This is a genomic window from Mariniflexile sp. HNIBRBA6329, from assembly GCF_043558645.1.
Taxonomy (GTDB): domain Bacteria; phylum Bacteroidota; class Bacteroidia; order Flavobacteriales; family Flavobacteriaceae; genus Mariniflexile.
In genome coordinates this window covers 264,692-283,048 of sequence record NZ_JBIFXS010000002.1, presented here as the reverse complement: position 1 = coordinate 283,048, position 18,357 = coordinate 264,692, and the positions used below count along the sequence as shown (strand labels likewise).

General features: G+C 35.1%; 13 protein-coding genes. All 13 read left to right on the top strand.

All coding sequences use genetic code 11. The features are described from left to right. Nucleotides 1–6 precede the first annotated feature (6 nt). The 13 genes from ACGK9U_RS04075 (at nucleotide 7) to ACGK9U_RS04015 (ending at nucleotide 18,353) form a co-directional block, all read left to right on the top strand. Entirely contained in the window at nucleotides 7–2,682 is a 2,676-nt protein-coding gene (locus ACGK9U_RS04075; RefSeq protein ID WP_394465081.1) for a hypothetical protein, read from the top strand. Further along, nucleotides 2,683–6,207, top strand: a complete 3,525-nt coding sequence (locus ACGK9U_RS04070; protein WP_394465080.1) for a malectin domain-containing carbohydrate-binding protein — start codon at nucleotides 2,683–2,685, stop codon at nucleotides 6,205–6,207. An 8-nt stretch (nucleotides 6,208–6,215) separates the two neighbouring features. Then, entirely contained in the window at nucleotides 6,216–8,651 is a 2,436-nt protein-coding gene (locus ACGK9U_RS04065) for a sugar-binding domain-containing protein (RefSeq protein WP_394465079.1), read from the top strand. A 14-nt stretch (nucleotides 8,652–8,665) separates the two neighbouring features. Continuing rightward, nucleotides 8,666–9,682, top strand: a complete 1,017-nt coding sequence (locus ACGK9U_RS04060; RefSeq protein ID WP_394465078.1) for a zinc-binding alcohol dehydrogenase family protein — start codon at nucleotides 8,666–8,668, stop codon at nucleotides 9,680–9,682. Between the two features lie 11 nt (nucleotides 9,683–9,693). Next, nucleotides 9,694–10,467 carry an SDR family NAD(P)-dependent oxidoreductase gene (locus ACGK9U_RS04055; protein WP_394465077.1) on the top strand — a complete coding sequence of 258 codons (774 nt, stop codon included), beginning with the start codon at nucleotides 9,694–9,696 and terminating at the stop codon, nucleotides 10,465–10,467. 18 nt (nucleotides 10,468–10,485) lie between these two features. Then, entirely contained in the window at nucleotides 10,486–11,346 is an 861-nt protein-coding gene (locus tag ACGK9U_RS04050) for a fumarylacetoacetate hydrolase family protein (RefSeq protein WP_394465076.1), read from the top strand. Then, complete coding sequence (locus tag ACGK9U_RS04045) at nucleotides 11,343–12,170, top strand: amidohydrolase family protein (RefSeq protein WP_394465075.1); 828 nt, start codon at nucleotides 11,343–11,345, stop codon at nucleotides 12,168–12,170. The genes ACGK9U_RS04050 and ACGK9U_RS04045 overlap by 4 nt, the downstream gene beginning before the upstream one ends. Nucleotide 12,171: 1 nt before the next feature. Continuing rightward, the gene (locus ACGK9U_RS04040) at nucleotides 12,172–12,963 is read left to right on the top strand and encodes an SDR family oxidoreductase (protein WP_394465074.1); all 792 of its coding nucleotides are present in this window, start codon (nucleotides 12,172–12,174) and stop codon (nucleotides 12,961–12,963) included. 36 nt (nucleotides 12,964–12,999) lie between these two features. Further along, nucleotides 13,000–14,325 (top strand): L-fucose:H+ symporter permease, encoded by a 1,326-nt coding sequence (fucP, locus tag ACGK9U_RS04035; RefSeq protein WP_394465073.1) that lies wholly within the window; start codon nucleotides 13,000–13,002, stop codon nucleotides 14,323–14,325. Nucleotides 14,326–14,336: 11 nt separating this feature from the next. Next, nucleotides 14,337–14,672 (top strand): L-rhamnose mutarotase, encoded by a 336-nt coding sequence (locus ACGK9U_RS04030; protein WP_394465072.1) that lies wholly within the window; start codon nucleotides 14,337–14,339, stop codon nucleotides 14,670–14,672. A gap of 257 nt (nucleotides 14,673–14,929) precedes the next feature. After that, nucleotides 14,930–16,972 (top strand): transketolase family protein, encoded by a 2,043-nt coding sequence (locus ACGK9U_RS04025; RefSeq protein ID WP_394465071.1) that lies wholly within the window; start codon nucleotides 14,930–14,932, stop codon nucleotides 16,970–16,972. A gap of 11 nt (nucleotides 16,973–16,983) precedes the next feature. Continuing rightward, nucleotides 16,984–17,640: a fructose-6-phosphate aldolase gene (gene fsa / locus ACGK9U_RS04020; RefSeq protein ID WP_394465070.1), complete on the top strand. Its 657-nt coding sequence runs from the start codon at nucleotides 16,984–16,986 to the stop codon at nucleotides 17,638–17,640. Nucleotides 17,641–17,666: 26 nt separating this feature from the next. Next, nucleotides 17,667–18,353, top strand: coding sequence for an NUDIX domain-containing protein (locus tag ACGK9U_RS04015; protein ID WP_394465069.1), 687 nt, complete (start codon nucleotides 17,667–17,669; stop codon nucleotides 18,351–18,353). Nucleotides 18,354–18,357: the final 4 nt, after the last annotated feature.

Below are 18,357 nucleotides of genomic sequence, written 5' to 3'. Positions count from 1 at the left end.
AGTTTTATGAGGTATTTAAGTATTGTTTTAATTTTCATTGTTTTTTCTTGTACAACACAAATGCAGGTTACCATTGTTGCTGACTTAGAATCGCCTAGAATTAAGTTTGGAGTAGAAAAGCTTTCAGAGGTGTTAGTTAGGAATGATTACGTTGTTAATGTTTCATCTGAAATGTCAAACAACAAGGGAAATCGTGTAATTATTGTTTCAGAAAAAACAGATAATACTAAAAAAGAAAGTTTCAAAATAAGTACTTCAGAAAATATAATTTCTATTGAAGGTGCTGATGCTTCAGGAACTTTGTATGGCGTATTAGAATTGATAGATCAAATCAATCAGCAAAAAGCATTACCTGCCACTATAAATTTAGAAGATGGTCCAGAAATGGTGTTGCGTGGTACCGTTATAGGGCTTCAAAAAACAGAATATTTAGAAGGTAGAAGCGTTTACGAATACCCATATACACCCGAAAACTTTCCATGGTTTTACGACAAAGAACTTTGGATAAAGTATTTGGATATGCTGGTAGAAAACAGATACAATTCTTTGTACTTGTGGAACGGACACCCTTTTGCTTCGTTGGTGAAATTGGACGATTATCCGTTTGCACTTGAAGTTAGCGACGAAGATTTCAAAAAGAATGAAGAGATTTTCAAATTTATTACTGAAGAAGCTGATAAACGTGGTATTTGGGTTATTCAAATGTTTTATAACATCATTGTTTCGAAACCATTTGCAGAGCATTACAATATTAAAACACAAGACCGTTCCAGACCTATTGTGCCTGTAATTGCTGATTATACCCAAAAATCGATTGCTGCTTTCATTGAAAAATATCCTAATGTGGGCTTGTTGGTAGCTTTAGGTGAAGCTATGGAACGGGAATATGATGTGGAGTGGTTTACAAAAACCATTATTCCCGGGGTTAAAGATGGTTTAAAAGCTTTGGGTAAAACCGAAGAGCCACCTATAATTCTTAGGGCGCACGATACCGATGCACCGGTGGTTATGCAAAAAGCATTGCCTTTATATAAAAATCTTTATACCATGAACAAGTATAATGGCGAGTCTTTAACGACTTACCAACCTCGTGGGCCTTGGGCTGAAACACATAGAAAGCTAAGTGAAGCAGGTTCTATACATATTTCAAACGTTCATATTTTAGCAAATTTAGAACCGTTCCGTTATGGTTCTCCAGATTTTATTCAAAAAAGTGTAAAAGCCATGCATAAGGTTCATGGTGCCAATGCGCTACATCTATATCCGCAAACATCGTATTGGGATTGGCCTTATGCACCAGATAAAACAGAAACTCGTTTGTTGGAAATGGATCGTGATTGGATATGGTACAAAGCTTGGTCGCGTTACGCATGGGAATCTAATAGAGATCGAAACGATGAAATCAAGTTTTGGAGTGAAGAGTTAGCGGCAAAATTTGGAACAGATACCGAAACAGGTAAACATATTTTAAAAGCTTATGAAGAAGCTGGTGAAATAGCCCCAAAAACATTAAGACGCTTTGGTATTACTGAAGGAAACCGTCAAACCTTGTTATTGGGTATGTTCGAAAGTCAATTGGTAAATCCATACAAATGGCGCGTGTACCCAGGCTTTTACGAATCTTGTGGCCCTATTGGCGAAATTCTTTTAGAATATGCTAAAAAAGAATGGGAACACACACCGCATGAAGGTGAAACTCCAGTTCAAATTATCAATGAAATTGTAGAACATGGAAAAAAAGCTGTTTTATCCATTGATAAAGCTGAAGCTAAAATAACCAAGGATAAAGCTGAGTTTATCCGTTTAAAAAATGACATGTATTGCTACAATGCATTTGCCAATTTCTTTTCAGAAAAAGTAGAAGCCGCATTGTTGGTGTTGCGTTATAGCTATTCCAATGATATTAAAGATTTAGAAAAAACATTGCCTCATTTAGAAAAGAGCATCGACCATTATAAGCAATTGGTTAATTTAACTAAAGATACTTATTTGTATGCCAACAGTATGCAAACGGCACAACGTAGAATCCCTATAGGAGGCGATGATGGTAACAATAAAACATGGAAAGAGCTTTTCCCACATTACGAACGTGAATTGGCTAATTTCAAAAGAAATTTAAACTTGTTAAAAGCTCCTAAAGATGGTGAAATAGTAAGAAAAGAAGGAGACCCTTGGCAAGTTGAAGATGTTTCTTTGTTGATGAAAAATAATGGCTATTATAACCTAAAGAAAGGAACAAAAGTATACGGGATGCCAGAATCTGAAATTGTAGACATAGCTCCAGAACTTCAAAATTTAAAAGGCATTTCATTCATTGCAGACAACCAAAATGAAAATGGTACACATCTTAAATTTAAAAATGATAAGCCTGTGAAATTGGTCGTTGGTTATTTCAATACCGATCAAAAACGCTTTTTATTCCCACCAAGTTTAGAAACAAACGCCGCAGGAAATACTAGAGGTGAAGCCGAAGTTATTTTGGCTAATGCTGTTAGGTTAAGAGATTTACCTAGAGTGAATATTCATACGTATGAATTTAAGTCTGGTGAAAATGAATTGGTTTTAGGAAAAGGACGTGTATTGATTTTTGGGTTTATTGATGCAAATCAAAAAGTAACGTCTCGCGATGTGGGATTAATTGATGATAATGAAAAAGAAGCTGTAGATTGGCTATTCTATTAAATGAGATATTTAAAATACATATTCCTTTTTGTGTTTATTGGGTTGTTTTCGTGTAAAACGGCTACAAAGCCTAACGACATTCGAACAACGATTTCGCTTAATTCCAATTGGAAATCCATCGTTTTAGATAGTTTAAATCAATCTGAAAATGATTTTGTAAAGAATCTAAGTCCAGATGCTGATTGGGAAAATGTTTCAGTACCTCATAATTGGGATCAATATTATGGTTACCGTCGCATGTCACATGGTAATTTACATGGTACGGCATGGTATCAAAAAACACTTCATTTAGATGCTTCAAATAAAGAGAAACAACATTTTTTGTTTTTTGAAGGTGTTAGCTCCTATGCCACCGTTTGGGTAAATGGCAAACAAGTAGGCGAGCATAAAGGCGGCCGCACTACATTTACTTTAGATATTACAGATGTGGTTAGTTTTGAAAAAGAAAACACCATTGTTGTTAAGGCAGCACACCCTGCTTTTATAGCCGATTTACCTTGGGTTTGTGGAGGCTGTTCGGGTGAATGGGGTTTTTCGGAAGGTTCCCAACCTATGGGGATTTTTAGACCTGTGTCATTAATCATCACAGATAAACTAAGAATAGAACCTTTTGGAGTTCATGTTTGGAATGATGATAAAACTTCAAAAGAAAGAGCATTGCTTCATATTACAACAGAACTTAAAAATTATAGCAATTCATCAAAAAATATTGCAATTATCAATTCACTTTATGATGAAGATGGTAATGAAGTCGTATCAATTAAAACGGAAAATGTAAATGTTTCAGATGTTAATGCAGTAAAGCAAACCTTACCTGAAATTTCAAACCCAAAATTATGGTCACCAAGTAATCCGTATTTGTATCAACTTTCAACAAAGGTTTATGAAAACGGAAATTTAATAGATGCATTAACAACGCCATATGGTATCCGTTGGGTAAGTTGGCCAGTTGCTAGAGAAGGAGACGACAATCGATTTTTAATCAATGATGAACCTTTATTTATAAACGGTACTTGCGAATACGAGCATTTAATTGGCAAAAGCCATGCGTTTTCAGATACTGAAATAGAAGCAAGAATCTCTCAAATAAAAGCTGCTGGTTACAATTCTTTTAGAGAAGGGCACCAACCGCATAATTTAAAATATCAAGAGCATTTAGATGAAGAAGGTATTTTGTTTTGGAGTCAGTTTTCTGCTCACATTTGGTATGATACACCAGAGTTTAAAGAAAACTTTAAAAGACTTTTAAGAGAATGGATTAAAGAGCGTAGAAATAATCCATCGGTAGTGATGTGGGGCCTACAAAACGAAAGCACGATTCCTAAAGAATTTGCAGAAGAGTGCACTCAAATTATTCGAGAGATGGATCCAACTTCAGCGAAACAACGTATCGTAACCACTTGTAATGGCGGTGAAGGAACCGATTGGAACGTTATTCAGAATTGGTCTGGAACCTATGGCGGCGACCCTTATAATTATGGTGAAGAACTTACTGAGCAATTACTAAACGGAGAATATGGTGCTTGGAGAAGTGCCGATTTACACACCGAAGGTGAATTCGATCAAAAAGGAGAATTAAGTGAAAACAGGTTTTCGCAACTTATGGAAATTAAAGTGCGTGAAGCGGAATCGGTTAAAGATAAAATCGTTGGTCAATACCATTGGTTGTTGTATTCACATGAAAATCCTGGAAGAACTCAAAATGGTGAAGGCTATCGGGATATAGACAAGGTTGGCCCTGTAAATTACAAAGGTGTTTTTACCATTTGGGGCGAACCGTTAGATGCGTTTTATATGTACAGAGCAAATTATGTTTCTAACAAAACGAACCCGATGGTTTATATTGTGTCGCATTCGTGGGAAAATCGTTGGGATGCTGTAGGTGTAAAAAACGGGATTGATGTTTACTCTAACTGTGATGAGGTGGAGTTGTTTAATGATGTCAATAATGAATCGTTAGGAAAGCTTAAAAAAACTGGGGTTATTGGAGAGCATTTTCAATGGAATCAGGTTGATATAAAATACAACGTGTTGTATGCTGTGGGTTATGTAGATGGTAAAGCAGTTGCTAAGGATTATATAGTTTTAAACAACTTGCCCAAAGCACCCAATTTTGATGCTTTAATATCAGAATCCAACGCTATTTTAAAACCAGAATCTAATTACAATTATGTTTATCGTGTTAATAGTGGAGGTTCAGATTATAAAGATACTTATGGTAATACGTGGTTAGCCGATGTTCATAAAACAGATGAAAACACTTGGGGTTCAATTTCATGGACAGATAATTTTGAAAACCTGCCAGCCTTTTATGCAAGTCAGCGTTTCACAAACGACCCAATTGCAAACACTAAAGATTGGGGTTTATTCCAAAACTTTAGATATGGAGCCGATAAATTAAGTTATGAATTTCCGTTACCCGATGGAGAATATCAAGTAGAACTTTATTTTATAGAACCTTGGTATGGAACCGGTGAAGGAATGGACTGCAAAAACTGGCGCGTATTTGATGTGGCAATAAACGGAAAAGTCGTTTTAAAAGATTTGGATATTTGGAGCGAAGTTGGGCACGATACTGCATTAAAAAAAGTACTGAATGCAAAGAGTGAAAACGGGAAATTAAAAATTTCGTTTCCAAAAGTAGCATCGAGTCAAGCTGTGATTTCAGCCATAGCTATTGCTACAAAAAATGTAGATGTTAAAGCAGCAAAATCGTCTTCTAAAAATATTTTAGGTGTTTCAACTAATGTTGAATTTGAAATTGGTTCTTGGTTAGATGATAATAGTAAGCAGTATAAAGACGCTGATATTCAATTTACTAAATTGCCTGCTGAAGTTTATGGAGCCGATTATTTGCGTTTTTTAAATTCATCTAAAGCCAATATTTCAGGGTCGTTCATTTCAAAGGAAAATGCCAATATTTATGTATTTGTTGAAAGTGGTATAAAACAATCTTCATGGTTAGAAGGCTATCAAAAAACTCCTGATACGGTTCAAAATTCAAAAGGAACAAAATTTAATGTATTTAAAAAGGAAGTTATAAAAGGCGAAAAGGTGCTTTTTGAAAATCAAGGTGAAGGCAATATAAGTTCCATTGTGGTAGTTCCAACCTATTCTATGGAGGAACAAGACACCCGAACCATTTTAAAGTTGGAAGCCGAAGATGCTAAAACTACAGGTTCTGGTATAGAAAAAGCATTTTTTAAGAAAAGTGATTATATAGAGTTTACCGAAAATTCCAAAAACAGTATTACTTTTACAGTAAATCCTGGTGTGGCAAATATTTATTTGTTGCGCTACCGATTTATGAATATGAATAAGTATCCAGTAAAAGTAAAACTCAAAATTGAAGATGCTAACGGCATTTTACTTAGAAATGATGATATTGAGTTTCCAGTTGCCGATGAAAAATGGAAAATTTTAAATACCACATCGGGAGGTTATATCAATGCGGGTACTTATAAAATTCAAATAGAATCGGAGAATATGAAAGGATTACGATTAGAATCATTTGAATTTCAATAATATTAAAAATGATAGAGATAGTTAAACGTTTTGCCTTATTAAGTATTGTATTTTGCTTAGTTGTAGCTTGTAATTTCGAAGAAAAAGATATTCGAATTGTTGAAGATTTCAATTTCGATTGGAATTTTAAGTTGGGAGAAAATCCAGGAGCCAGTAAATTAGAATACCAAGATTCTGATTGGAGAAAACTAAATTTACCACACGATTGGAGTATTGAAGGCGAGTTTAGCGAAGAGCATCCAACCAAACCAGAAGGTGGCGCTTTGCCAGCAGGAGTAGGTTGGTATCGAAAAACATTCACCATTTCAGAAGAGTGGGTTGATAAATCGGTTTCTGTTGAATTTGATGGCGTTTACCGAAATAGCGAAGTTTGGATTAACGGGCGATATTTAGGGAAACGTCCAAATGGTTATATATCATTTGCTTACGATTTAACAGATTATTTAAACTTCGGCGAACAAGAAAATGTTATAGCTGTTAAAGTTGATAATTCTCAGCAACCAAACTCGCGTTGGTATACGGGTTCTGGTATTTACAGGAATGTACGATTGGTAGCTTCCGAAAAATTACATGTAGCCCATTGGGGCACTTATGTTACAACTCCAAAAGTTACTGAAGAAAAAGCTTTGGTTAATTATGAAGTAACCATCCAAAATAACTCCAGACTTATTAAAAAGTTTAAATTGGAAACCAAAATTTATGATGCTAATGATAGAGAGGTTGGAAAAGCAACCACTTTAGAAAAACTGTATCCAAACAAAACCTTGGTAAAAGTATCAGATATAGAAATTTCAAATCCAAAACTTTGGAGTTTGGAAGATCCGTATATGTACCGCATCGTAACCAGAATTTATGAAGATTCCGAATTGGTAGATAATTATACCACAAAAACAGGTATTCGTTATTTTGATTTTGATGCCGAAAAAGGCTTTTCGCTTAACGGGGTACCAACAAAGATTCTAGGGGTTTGTTTACATCACGATAATGGTGCCCTAGGTGCTGTAGCTAACCATGCAGCCATAAAACGTAAACTCACCATTATGAAAGATATGGGGGTTAATGCCGTACGTACAGCACACAACCCACCATCTTTAGAATTATTGGAATTATGCGATGAAATGGGTTTTATTGTTCAAGATGAAGCTTTTGATGTTTGGAAATTGAAAAAAGTAAAATTCGATTATAACGTTGATTGGGATAAATGGCATAAAAAAGATTTAGAAGATTTAATAAAACGCGATAGAAACCATCCCTCTGTAATGATGTGGAGTATAGGTAACGAAATTCGTGAACAATTTGATGAAGCAGGAATATCGTTAACCAAAGAACTGGTAGCTATTGTTAAAAATTTAGATACTTCCAGACCTGTAACTTGTGCTTTAACCGAAAATGAACCCGATAAAAACTTCATTTACCAATCGGGCGCCCTCGATTTATTAGGCTTTAATTACAAACACGAAGCTTATCAAGATTTCCCTGAAAGATTTAAAGGTGAAAAAATAATAGCTTCAGAAAACATGTCGGCGTTAGCCACTAGAGGGCAATACGATATGCCTTCCGATAGCATCCGCAGATGGCCACCAGCACACAACGTACCTTTTGATGGCAATGAAGATTTTACGGTTTCGGCTTACGATAACGTATCGGCTTATTGGGGCTCTACACACGAAGAAACCTGGAACACCGTTAAAAAACAGGATTTTATAGCTGGGTTATTTGTTTGGACAGGATTCGATTATTTAGGAGAGCCTATTCCGTATCCATATCCAGCACGCAGCTCGTATTTTGGTATTGTAGATTTGGCAGGTTTTCCGAAAGATGTGTATTATATGTACCAGAGTGAGTGGACTAGCAAAGATGTTTTGCATCTGTTTCCACATTGGAATTGGGAAGAAGGCAAAACAGTTGATGTTTGGGCATATTACAACAATGCTGATGAAGTAGAGCTGTTTTTAAATGGCGAATCGTTAGGCGCTAAATCAAAGTCGGAAGACGATTTACATCTATGTTGGCAAGTTGATTTTAAACCTGGAACTCTTAAAGCCGTTTCTAGAAAAAATGGAAAAGTGGTTTTGGAAAAAGAAATTCATACAGCAGGTGAAGCTTCTAAAATAGAGTTGGTTCCTGATAAGGAAAAAATTGTGAGAGACCATTACGATTTGGTTTATGTAACAGTTAATATTTTAGATTCTGAAGAGAATTTTGTGGCTAAAGCCGATAATTTAATTCATTTTGAAGTTGAAGGTGGTGGTAAAATTGTGGGGGTAGATAATGGCTATCAGGCAAACTTATCTTCATTCAAAGCTAAAGGAATTAAAGCGTTTAATGGAAAGTGTTTGGTTATTATCCAATCGAATGGAAAAGATGATGATATTAAATTAACAGCATCCACCAATGATGAGGCAATCAAAACCTCTATAGAAATAGAAACAGTAAAAAATTAATAAAAATAATTTAGATGAAATATATTGTTTGTGAAGAACCAAACAAGTTTACTTTAAAGGAGAAGGAAATCCCAACTAGAGAAGAAAATCAAGCACTTATAAAAGTGCATCGCGTTGGCATTTGTGGTACCGATTTACATGCGTATTCTGGTAATCAAGCATTTTTTACCTATCCTAGAATTTTAGGTCATGAATTGGCAGCCGAAATTCTTGAGATAGGAAATAATCCTCAAAACTTAAAAGTAGGAGATAAGGTCATTGTGATGCCTTATGTGAGTTGTGGTACGTGTTTAGCATGCCGACAAGGAAAAACGAATTGTTGTAGCAATATTCGTGTTTTAGGAGTACATGCCGATGGTGGTATGCAGGAAAATTTTGCAGTAAGAACCGATTTGCTAATTCCAGCTAATAATTTATCTTTTGAAGAAATGGCCATTGTAGAACCTTTAGCTATTGGAGCACATGCTATTAGAAGAGCTAACGTGCTTAAAGGCGAAAATGTTGTGGTTATTGGTTGCGGACCCATAGGTATTGGGTTAATGAAATTAGCTCAAATTAAAGGCGCTGAAGTTATTGCTTTAGATGTTGATGAAGCCAGATTAGAGTTTGTTAAAAATGAAATAGGTGTAAAACATGTGGTTAAAGTATCTGGAACTGCAGTTGAAGAAGTTTCCAAAATAACTAATGGCGATATGGCAACAGTGGTTTTTGATTGTACAGGAAATAAACGCGCATTGGAAGGCGGTATTGCATATATGTCGCATGGTGGTCGCTATGTCTTGGTTGGTTTATCTAAAGGCGAATTGGTGTTTAGTCACCCAGCTATTCATGCTAAAGAATCTACCATTATGTGTAGTAGAAATGCAACCTTGGAAGATTTTAACTTTGTAATTAAAAATCTAGATAAATTTCCAACAAAAGCTTTTGTAACGCATCAAGTTAATTTTACCGAAATGATTGAAAATTTTGACTCTTGGTTAGATCCAAAAACCAAAGTCATTAAAGCAATGGTTAATTTTTCTATATTGTAAAGCATAAAAAAATGAAGTTTAGTCTTAAAAATAAAACAGCGATAATAACCGGTGGAGGTAGCGGAATTGGGAAGGCCATCTCAAAAACATTGGCTGACCAAGGGGCGTATATTCATATTTTAGAGTTGAATGTTGATAACGCCAAAATCACTAAAAGCGAGATTGAAAACGATGGTGGTTCAGCAGAAGTACATCAGTGCAATGTTGCAAATCAAGAAGATGTTGTTAAAGTGATTGATGCCATTTCAGAAAAGAATACTATAAACATCTTAATAAACAACGCAGGAATAGCCCATATTGGAAACGTTGAAAATACGCCCGAAGCAGATTTAGATCGTGTTTATAGCGTGAATGTAAAAGGAGTTTACAACTGTATTTTTGCAGCAATTCCACACATGAAAAAAAATGGCGGGGTTATTTTAAACATGGCCTCCATAGCATCCTCAGTAGGACTTTCCGATAGGTTTGCTTATTCCATGTCTAAAGGTGCTGCACTTACCATGACCTATTCGGTAGCTAAAGATTACTTAGCTTATGGTATACGTTGTAATTGTATGTCACCGGCAAGAATCCATACTCCTTTTGTTGATGGGTTTTTGAAGAACAATTATCCAGGTAAAGAAGCAGAAATGTTTGAAAAACTATCAAAAACGCAACCAATTGGTAGGATGGGAAAACCACAAGAAGTGGCAGATTTAGCATTATACTTATGCTCAGATGAAGCATCTTTTATTACAGGAACCGATTTTCCTATTGATGGTGGCTTTATAAAATTAAATGGTTAAAATTAAAATAGTTATAAAATGAAATTAATACGATTTGGCGAAGCAGGTAAGGAAAAACCAGGAGTTCAGTTACCAAACGGAAGTAAAATAGATGTATCAAACTTTGGTGAAGATTATACTGAACAATTTTTTGAAAGCGATGGTATTGAAAGATTAGAAGAATGGTTGAAGAATAATCATGAAAAATGTGCTTTAATTAAGGATGATGTACGTTTAGGTTCACCAATTTGTCGTCCTTCAAAATTGGTATGTATTGGTTTAAATTACGCAAAACATGCTGCTGAAGCAGGTATGAAAGTTCCAAACGAACCTGTATTGTTTTTTAAATCTACTACAGCTATCGTTGGTCCAAATGATGATGTTATTATTCCAAAAGGCAGTACAAAAACCGATTGGGAAGTAGAGTTAGCGGTTGTTATAGGTAAAAAAGCATCCTACATTACTAAAGAAGAAGTATATAACCACATTGCGGGTTATGTGTTGCATAACGATGTTAGCGAACGTGCTTTTCAAATTGAAAAAGAAGGGCAATGGTGCAAAGGAAAAGGCTGCGATACATTTGCGCCTCTTGGACCATTTTTGGCAACAACAGACGAGATTGAAAATCCAAATAATTTAAACCTTTGGTTAAAGCTAAATGGTGAAACCATGCAAGATAGCTCTACATCAGATTTTATTTTTAACATTGAAGAATCTATAAGTTACATCAGTCAGTTCATGACGTTGCTTCCAGGAGATGTTATTTCAACAGGAACACCTTTTGGTGTTGGCTTAGGGCTAAAACCACCGTTATATTTAAAACCGGGCGATGTTATGGAATTAGGTATTGAAGGTTTGGGTGTTTCAAAACAAAATGTAGTAGCTTATCCAAGAAAATGATTATAGATAGCCATCAACATTTTTGGAAATATGAACCAGAAAAACATGCTTGGATAGACGAAGAAATGGCGGCTATTCGGAAAGATTTTATGCCTTCTGATTTAGAACAAGTTTATCATGAAAATGGGATTGATGGTTGTGTAGCAGTTCAAGCAGACCAAACTCTTGCTGAGACTGATTTTCTTTTAAATTTAGCTTCTGAAACTGATTTTATTAAAGGTGTTGTTGGTTGGATAGATTTAAGGGCCAATGATATTGAAAATCAATTAGAAACTTATAATAATAAAGAAAAATTAAAAGGATTTCGCCATATAGTACAAGGTGAATCTGATCATAATTTTTTGCTACGCACAAATTTTTTAAAAGGGATTTCATTATTAGAAAAACATAATTATACCTACGATATTTTAATTTTCCCACATCAATTAGGTGCTGCTTTAGAATTTGTTAAAGAATTTCCTAATCAAAAATTCGTCATCGATCATATTGCAAAACCATATATTAAAGACGGTTTTTTTGATGGTTGGGCAATTTTAATGAAAGAAATTGCAAAACAAGAAAATGTATTTTGCAAACTTTCAGGTATGGTAACCGAAGCTGATTTCAAAACTTGGACTGCTGAACAAATTGAACCTTATATGAATTTGGTTTTGGAAGTTTTCGGAACCAAAAGACTTATGTATGGTTCCGATTGGCCGGTGTGTTTAGTGGCCGGAAACTATTCAAAAGTAAAAGAATTAACAACCGGTTTTATTTCAAAATTAAGTACCAATGAGCAACAAAATATCATGGGTGCAAACGCAATAAAATTTTATAATCTATAATATGGATTTACATTTAAAAGATAAAGTAGTAGTGGTTACAGGTGCTGCAGGTATAAAGGGGAGTATTGGAGAAACCATTGTTCAAGCCCTTGCAAATGAAGGCGCGATTCCTGTAATTATTTGCAGAAACGACCGAGGTTTTGGTTACGAAAAAGAACTACAGGATAGGGGTGTTGATGCACTTTTCGTGAAAACCGATGTTACCAAACCAGAACAAATTGAAGCTGCAGTTAACGTAATTGCTGAAAAATATGGGCGTATTGATGCCTTAATCAATAATGTTGGGGTTAATGATGGCGCAGGTTTAGATGCATCAATAGATGATTTTATGCAGTCACTAAAACTGAACCTTGTTAGCTTTTTTGCCACAACAAAGTACTGTTTGCCATATATTAAAAAGTCAAAAGGTAACATTTTAAATATAGGTTCTAAAGTAGGAATGACAGGGCAAGGTGGTACTTCTGGCTATGCAGCATCAAAAGGCGGTGTATTGGGTTTAACCAGAGAATGGGCGGTCGATTTAATTAAAGATGGCATTAGGGTAAACGCACTAATTATTTCAGAAAGTTGGACGCCCGCTTATGATAATTGGATTAAAACTTTGGAAAATGGTGAAGAAAAATTGAAATCCATTGTTAAAAAAATTCCTTTAGAAAATAGAATGACAACACCCGAAGAAATAGCCGATGCCTGTTTGTTTACCATTTCCGATAGGTCATCACACACCACGGGGCAATATATTATTGTTGATGGAGGCTATGTGCACTTAGACCGATCGCTATTAACTGAATAATTCAAACTAAACTTAATCCAACCAACTAAACCAAAAATGAATAACACCACAAAAGTTCCAGTAGTAGCCAAATCGGTTATCTTACCATTTATTTTAATTACTTCGCTTTTTGCTCTCTGGGGATTTGCAAATGATATTACAAATCCTATGGTTCGTGCGTTTCAAAAAGTGTTAGAACTCTCAAATGTAGAGGCCTCATATGTACAGTTAGCTTTTTATGGCGGTTATGGCTGTATGGCAATCCCAGCAGCATTATTTGTAAACAAATATTCTTATAAAAAAGGGGTTTTAGTAGGTTTGGCGCTCTATGCAATAGGTGCATTGTTGTTTTTCCCTGCAGCACAATATGAAAGTTACGGGTTCTTTTTGGCGTCCTATTATATATTAACTTTCGGATTGGCTTTTTTGGAAACAACAGCAAATCCATACATATTGTCTATGGGAGCAGAAGAAACAGCGACAAGACGATTAAATTTTGCTCAAATGTTTAACCCTATGGGGTCTATTGGCGGTTTATTAATCGCCCAAAACTTTGTATTGAATGCTTTAAAATCCGATGATACAACTCCTGATGGACAGCCAATTTTCGATACATTATCAGATTCAGCTAAGGCGGTTATAAAAACTTCAGATTTAGAGGTTATTCGTAATCCTTATGTTATTTTAGGCTTTGTTGTTTTGCTGTTTTTTATCATGATTAGCTTGTTAAAAATGCCACAGAATAAAGACCAAGAGGCTAAAGTTAAATTTGTAAATTCTGTTAAAAGATTATGGAGCCAACCAAAATTTGCATTCGGTGTTATTGCTCAAATTTTTTATGTAGGAGCTCAAATTATGTGCTGGACTTATGTGTATCAATATGCTGAAACTTTAGGTATTGACAGTAAGTCGGCTGTTTGGTTTGGTTTAGCTGGATATATTGTGTTTTTAACAGGAAGAATGATTGGTACGGCTTTAATGAAAAATATCGATTCAGGTAAATTGTTAATGTATTTTGCTATAGGAGCATCTTTTACAACTATAGGTACAATGGTTTTGCCAGGGTTTTTAGGAATTTATTCTTTAATAGCAACTTCGGTATTTATGTCTATAATGTTTCCCACAATTTATGGTATTGCTTTAGAAGGTCAAGGACAAGACGCTAAATTTGGGGCTGCTTTTTTAGTTATGGCAATTGTAGGCGGCGCATTGTTAACACCTCTACAAGGTTCTATACTTGATTTAGGTGGCCCAGGTTACGAAGATGTTAGTTATTTTGGTTTAACCGAAATGCGTTTTTCATTTATAATTACTTTAATATGTTTTATTGTAATAGGTGTTTATGGTAAAAAAGTATATTCAAAGTATAACAAAAACCTATAAAAAAACATTTATTGGAAACTAAAAAATATTATTTGTTTTGTGATTTAAAGGACGATGAATCTTTAATAGCTGAATACAAACAACTTCATAAAAATGTTTGGCCAGAAATAATTAAAAGTATCAAAGACTCCGGTATTATCAATATGGAAATTTATAATAAAGGTAATAGGCTTTTTATGGTATTGGAAGTAGAAGGTTCCTTTTCATTTGAAAGAAAAACAAAAATGGACACTAATAACCCAAAAGTTCAAGAATGGGAATCTTTAATGTGGAAATTTCAGCAAAAATTGCCAATGGCGAACCAAGGGGAGAAATGGCTGCTTTTAGAAGAAATTTTCAAACTTTAAAACGTTCCATTTTTACCGTATCTACATTATAAAATATAGGTTAAGTGGTCTGGTTCAAAAAAATAAGTGTTTTTAGAACACTTATTAAATAATTATTATATATTTGCAAATAAATGTATATCATATATTTAATATTGATATATCTGTGTGTTAGACAATATGGTTTAAATAAAATGTTTTAATTTTGCACCTCAATTTTGAAATACATATTGGATAACTAAAACAAGTTATAGGCTATTAAAATTAACATAATTAAAATGAACAAAAAATTAGATCAACAGGCAGCAGATAATATCAGGGCATTAGCTGTGGCGATGGTAGAAAAAGCGAATTCAGGACACCCAGGAGGTCCCATGGGTGGTGCAGATTTTATGCACATCTTATACTCCGAGTTCTTCAATTTCGATCCAACCGATATGGAATGGGCTTTCAGGGACCGCTTTTTTATGGATGCGGGTCACTTATCTACCTTAATGTATGCTCAGTATTATCTATTAGGAAACTATGCAAAAGATGATGTTGCTAATTTTAGACAATGGGGATCCATCACGCCAGGGCATCCAGAAGTAGATGTTAAGAGAGGTATAGAAAATACGTCGGGTCCATTGGGACAAGGGCATACTATGGGTGTTGGAGCAGCTATCGGAGCCAAATTTTTACAGGCCCGTTTTGGAGATTGGATGAACCATAAAATATACGGTTTTATTTCCGATGGAGGTATCCAAGAAGAAATTTCACAAGGTGCTGGTAGAATTGCAGGCCATTTAGGATTGAGCAATTTTATTATGTTTTTTGATTCTAACGATATCCAGTTGTCAACTTCTACCGATGAGGTGACCAGTGAAGATACCGCCATGAAATACGAAGCATGGGGTTGGAACGTAGTTACAATCGATGCTCATAACCACGATGAAATAAGAAAAGCATTAACTGACGCCAATAACGAAACCGAAAAGCCAACGTTGATCATTGGTAAAACCATTATGGGTAAAGGTGCTGTTGCGGCAGATGGTAGTATGTTCGAAGGACATTGCGAACTACACGGGCAGCCAATAGGACATACCGGTGCAGATTATACAAAAACATTATTGAACTTAGGTGCAAATCCAGAAAGCCCGTTCGATATTTATCCAGAGGTTGAAGCATTCTATAAAAGTCTTTTAAAAGAAAAAGCAGCAAAAACGGCCGAAAAGAAAGCTGAAATTGCATCATGGAGAGCCTCAAACAAAGCTTTGGCCGATAAATTGGATTTCTTTTTATCAGGTGAATTGCCAGAATTGGATTTTGAATCCATCGAGCATAAGCCAGGTTTAGCATCTAGAGCAGCATCTTCGGGGGTATTGGGCTATTTAGCCGGAAAAGTAGAAAATATGATCGTGTCTTCTGCCGATTTATCAAACTCTGATAAAACGGATGGCTTCTTAAAGAAAACACAGGCACTTCAAAAAGGAGACTTCAGTGGTTCTTTCTTGCAAGCAGGTGTTGCCGAATTAACCATGGCATGTATAGCAAATGGTTTAGCGTTACACGGAGGAATCATTCCAGTAGTTGCAACATTCTTTGTGTTTTCAGATTATATGAAACCAGCCATTCGTTTAAGTGGTATTCAAGAATTAGGAGTGAAATACGTTTGGACGCACGATGCCTTTAGAGTAGGTGAAGACGGGCCAACACACCAACCTGTAGAGCAAGAAGCTCAAATCCGTTTGTTGGAAAAATTGAAAAACCATAGTGGTAGACCAAGTTTTATGGCGTTACGTCCTGCTGATTCTGCAGAAACAAGTGTTGCTTGGAAAATGGCTTTGGAAAACAAAAACACACCAACTGGTTTAATCCTTTCAAGACAAAATATTAAAGATTTACCAGCCAAAGGCGCTTCAAGATACAGTGATGCATTAGCGGCAGAGAAAGGCGGGTATTTAGTGAAGGAAGTTGAAAATCCGGATGTGGTTTTAATTGCAAACGGATCGGAAGTGGCAACATTGGTAGCGGCCGCTGAAATTTTAGAATCTCAAAACGGATTGAAGGTAAATATCGCTTCTATTATTTCAGAAGGTGTATTCAGATTACAATCTAAAGACTATCAAAATTCAGTGATCCCAAAAAACAAACCATTATTTGGTTTAACGGCAGGTTTACCGGTAAACTTAGAAGGTCTTGTAGGTGATAATGGAAAAGTATTCGGGTTAGATCACTTCGGGTATTCAGCACCAGCGAATGTTCTTGATGAGAAATTCGGGTTTACTGGAGAGAAAGTAAGCAAACAAGTATTAGAATATTTAAAAACACAACAAAACTAAAATTATAAAAGATGAAATTTTTTATTGATACTGCAAATTTAAACGATATAGCCGAAGCACAAGCATTAGGCGTTTTAGATGGCGTTACTACAAACCCATCATTAATGGCTAAAGAAGGCATTACAGGAGCTGAAAATATTTTAGCTCACTACAAAAAAATATGTGATTTAGTTGAAGGCGATGTCAGTGCTGAGGTTATTTCAACCGATTTTGAAGGCATGGTTAAAGAAGGTGAAGCTTTAGCAGCTTTACACCCACAAATCGTTGTTAAATTACCATTAATTGCCGATGGTATTAAAGCGTGTAAATACTTTTCAGATAAAGGTATAAGAACCAATGTAACGTTAGTGTTCTCTCCAGGTCAAGCATTATTGGCTGCAAAAGCGGGAGCAACCTATGTGTCGCCATTTATTGGAAGATTGGATGATATTTCAACAGACGGTTTAAACCTAATATCAGAAATTAGATTAATCTATGATAACTACGGATTCCAAACCCAAATTTTAGCAGCGTCAGTACGTCACACAATGCACGTTATAGATTGTGCTAAGTTAGGTTCAGATGTTATGACAGGACCTTTATCCGCTATTAAAGGTTTATTAAAACACCCTTTAACCGATAGTGGTTTAGCACAGTTTTTATTAGATTACCAAAAAGGAAATAAATAATTATAACTGTTTGTTGAATTAATAATATGACTGTTTATAATAAAGAATACCGAGAATTGCAACAGATAAAATTAGCTGTTGATTGTATTATTTTCGGATTTAATGATAATAAACTGGAATTATTATTAATACACAGAGGTTTTGAACCCGAAATGGGAAAATGGTCTCTAATTGGCGGTTTTGTTGGAGAAAATGAAGACTTAGACAAGGCTGCCAATAGAGTTCTATATAAATTATCAGGTTTAGAAGATATTTATATGGAACAAGTAAAAGCTTTTGGCAATGCGAAAAGAGATTCTTCCGGGCATGTGGTTTCAATAACCTATAGTGCTATGATTTTAAAATCGAAGTATAACGAAGAACAAGTTAGTAAATATAATGCGAAATGGTTTCCTATTGAAGAGTTGCCAGAACTTGTTTTCGACCATAAAGACATGGTAGAATCTGCAATTAGAAGATTAAGACGTCGTGTTAGAAATTTCCCAATAGCCTTTAACTTGTTGCCAGCCAAATTCACATTGCCTCAACTACAAATGCTTTATGAAGGTATTTTAAATGAGCCTATTGATAAAAGAAATTTTAGACGAAAAGTGCTTCAAATGAAGTATTTGGTTAGATTGGAAGAAAAAGACATGTCAGAATCGAGAAAAGGAGCCTATTTCTATCGATTTGATGAAGCTCTTTATAAAGTTGAGAAAAATTTTAATCTATAACATT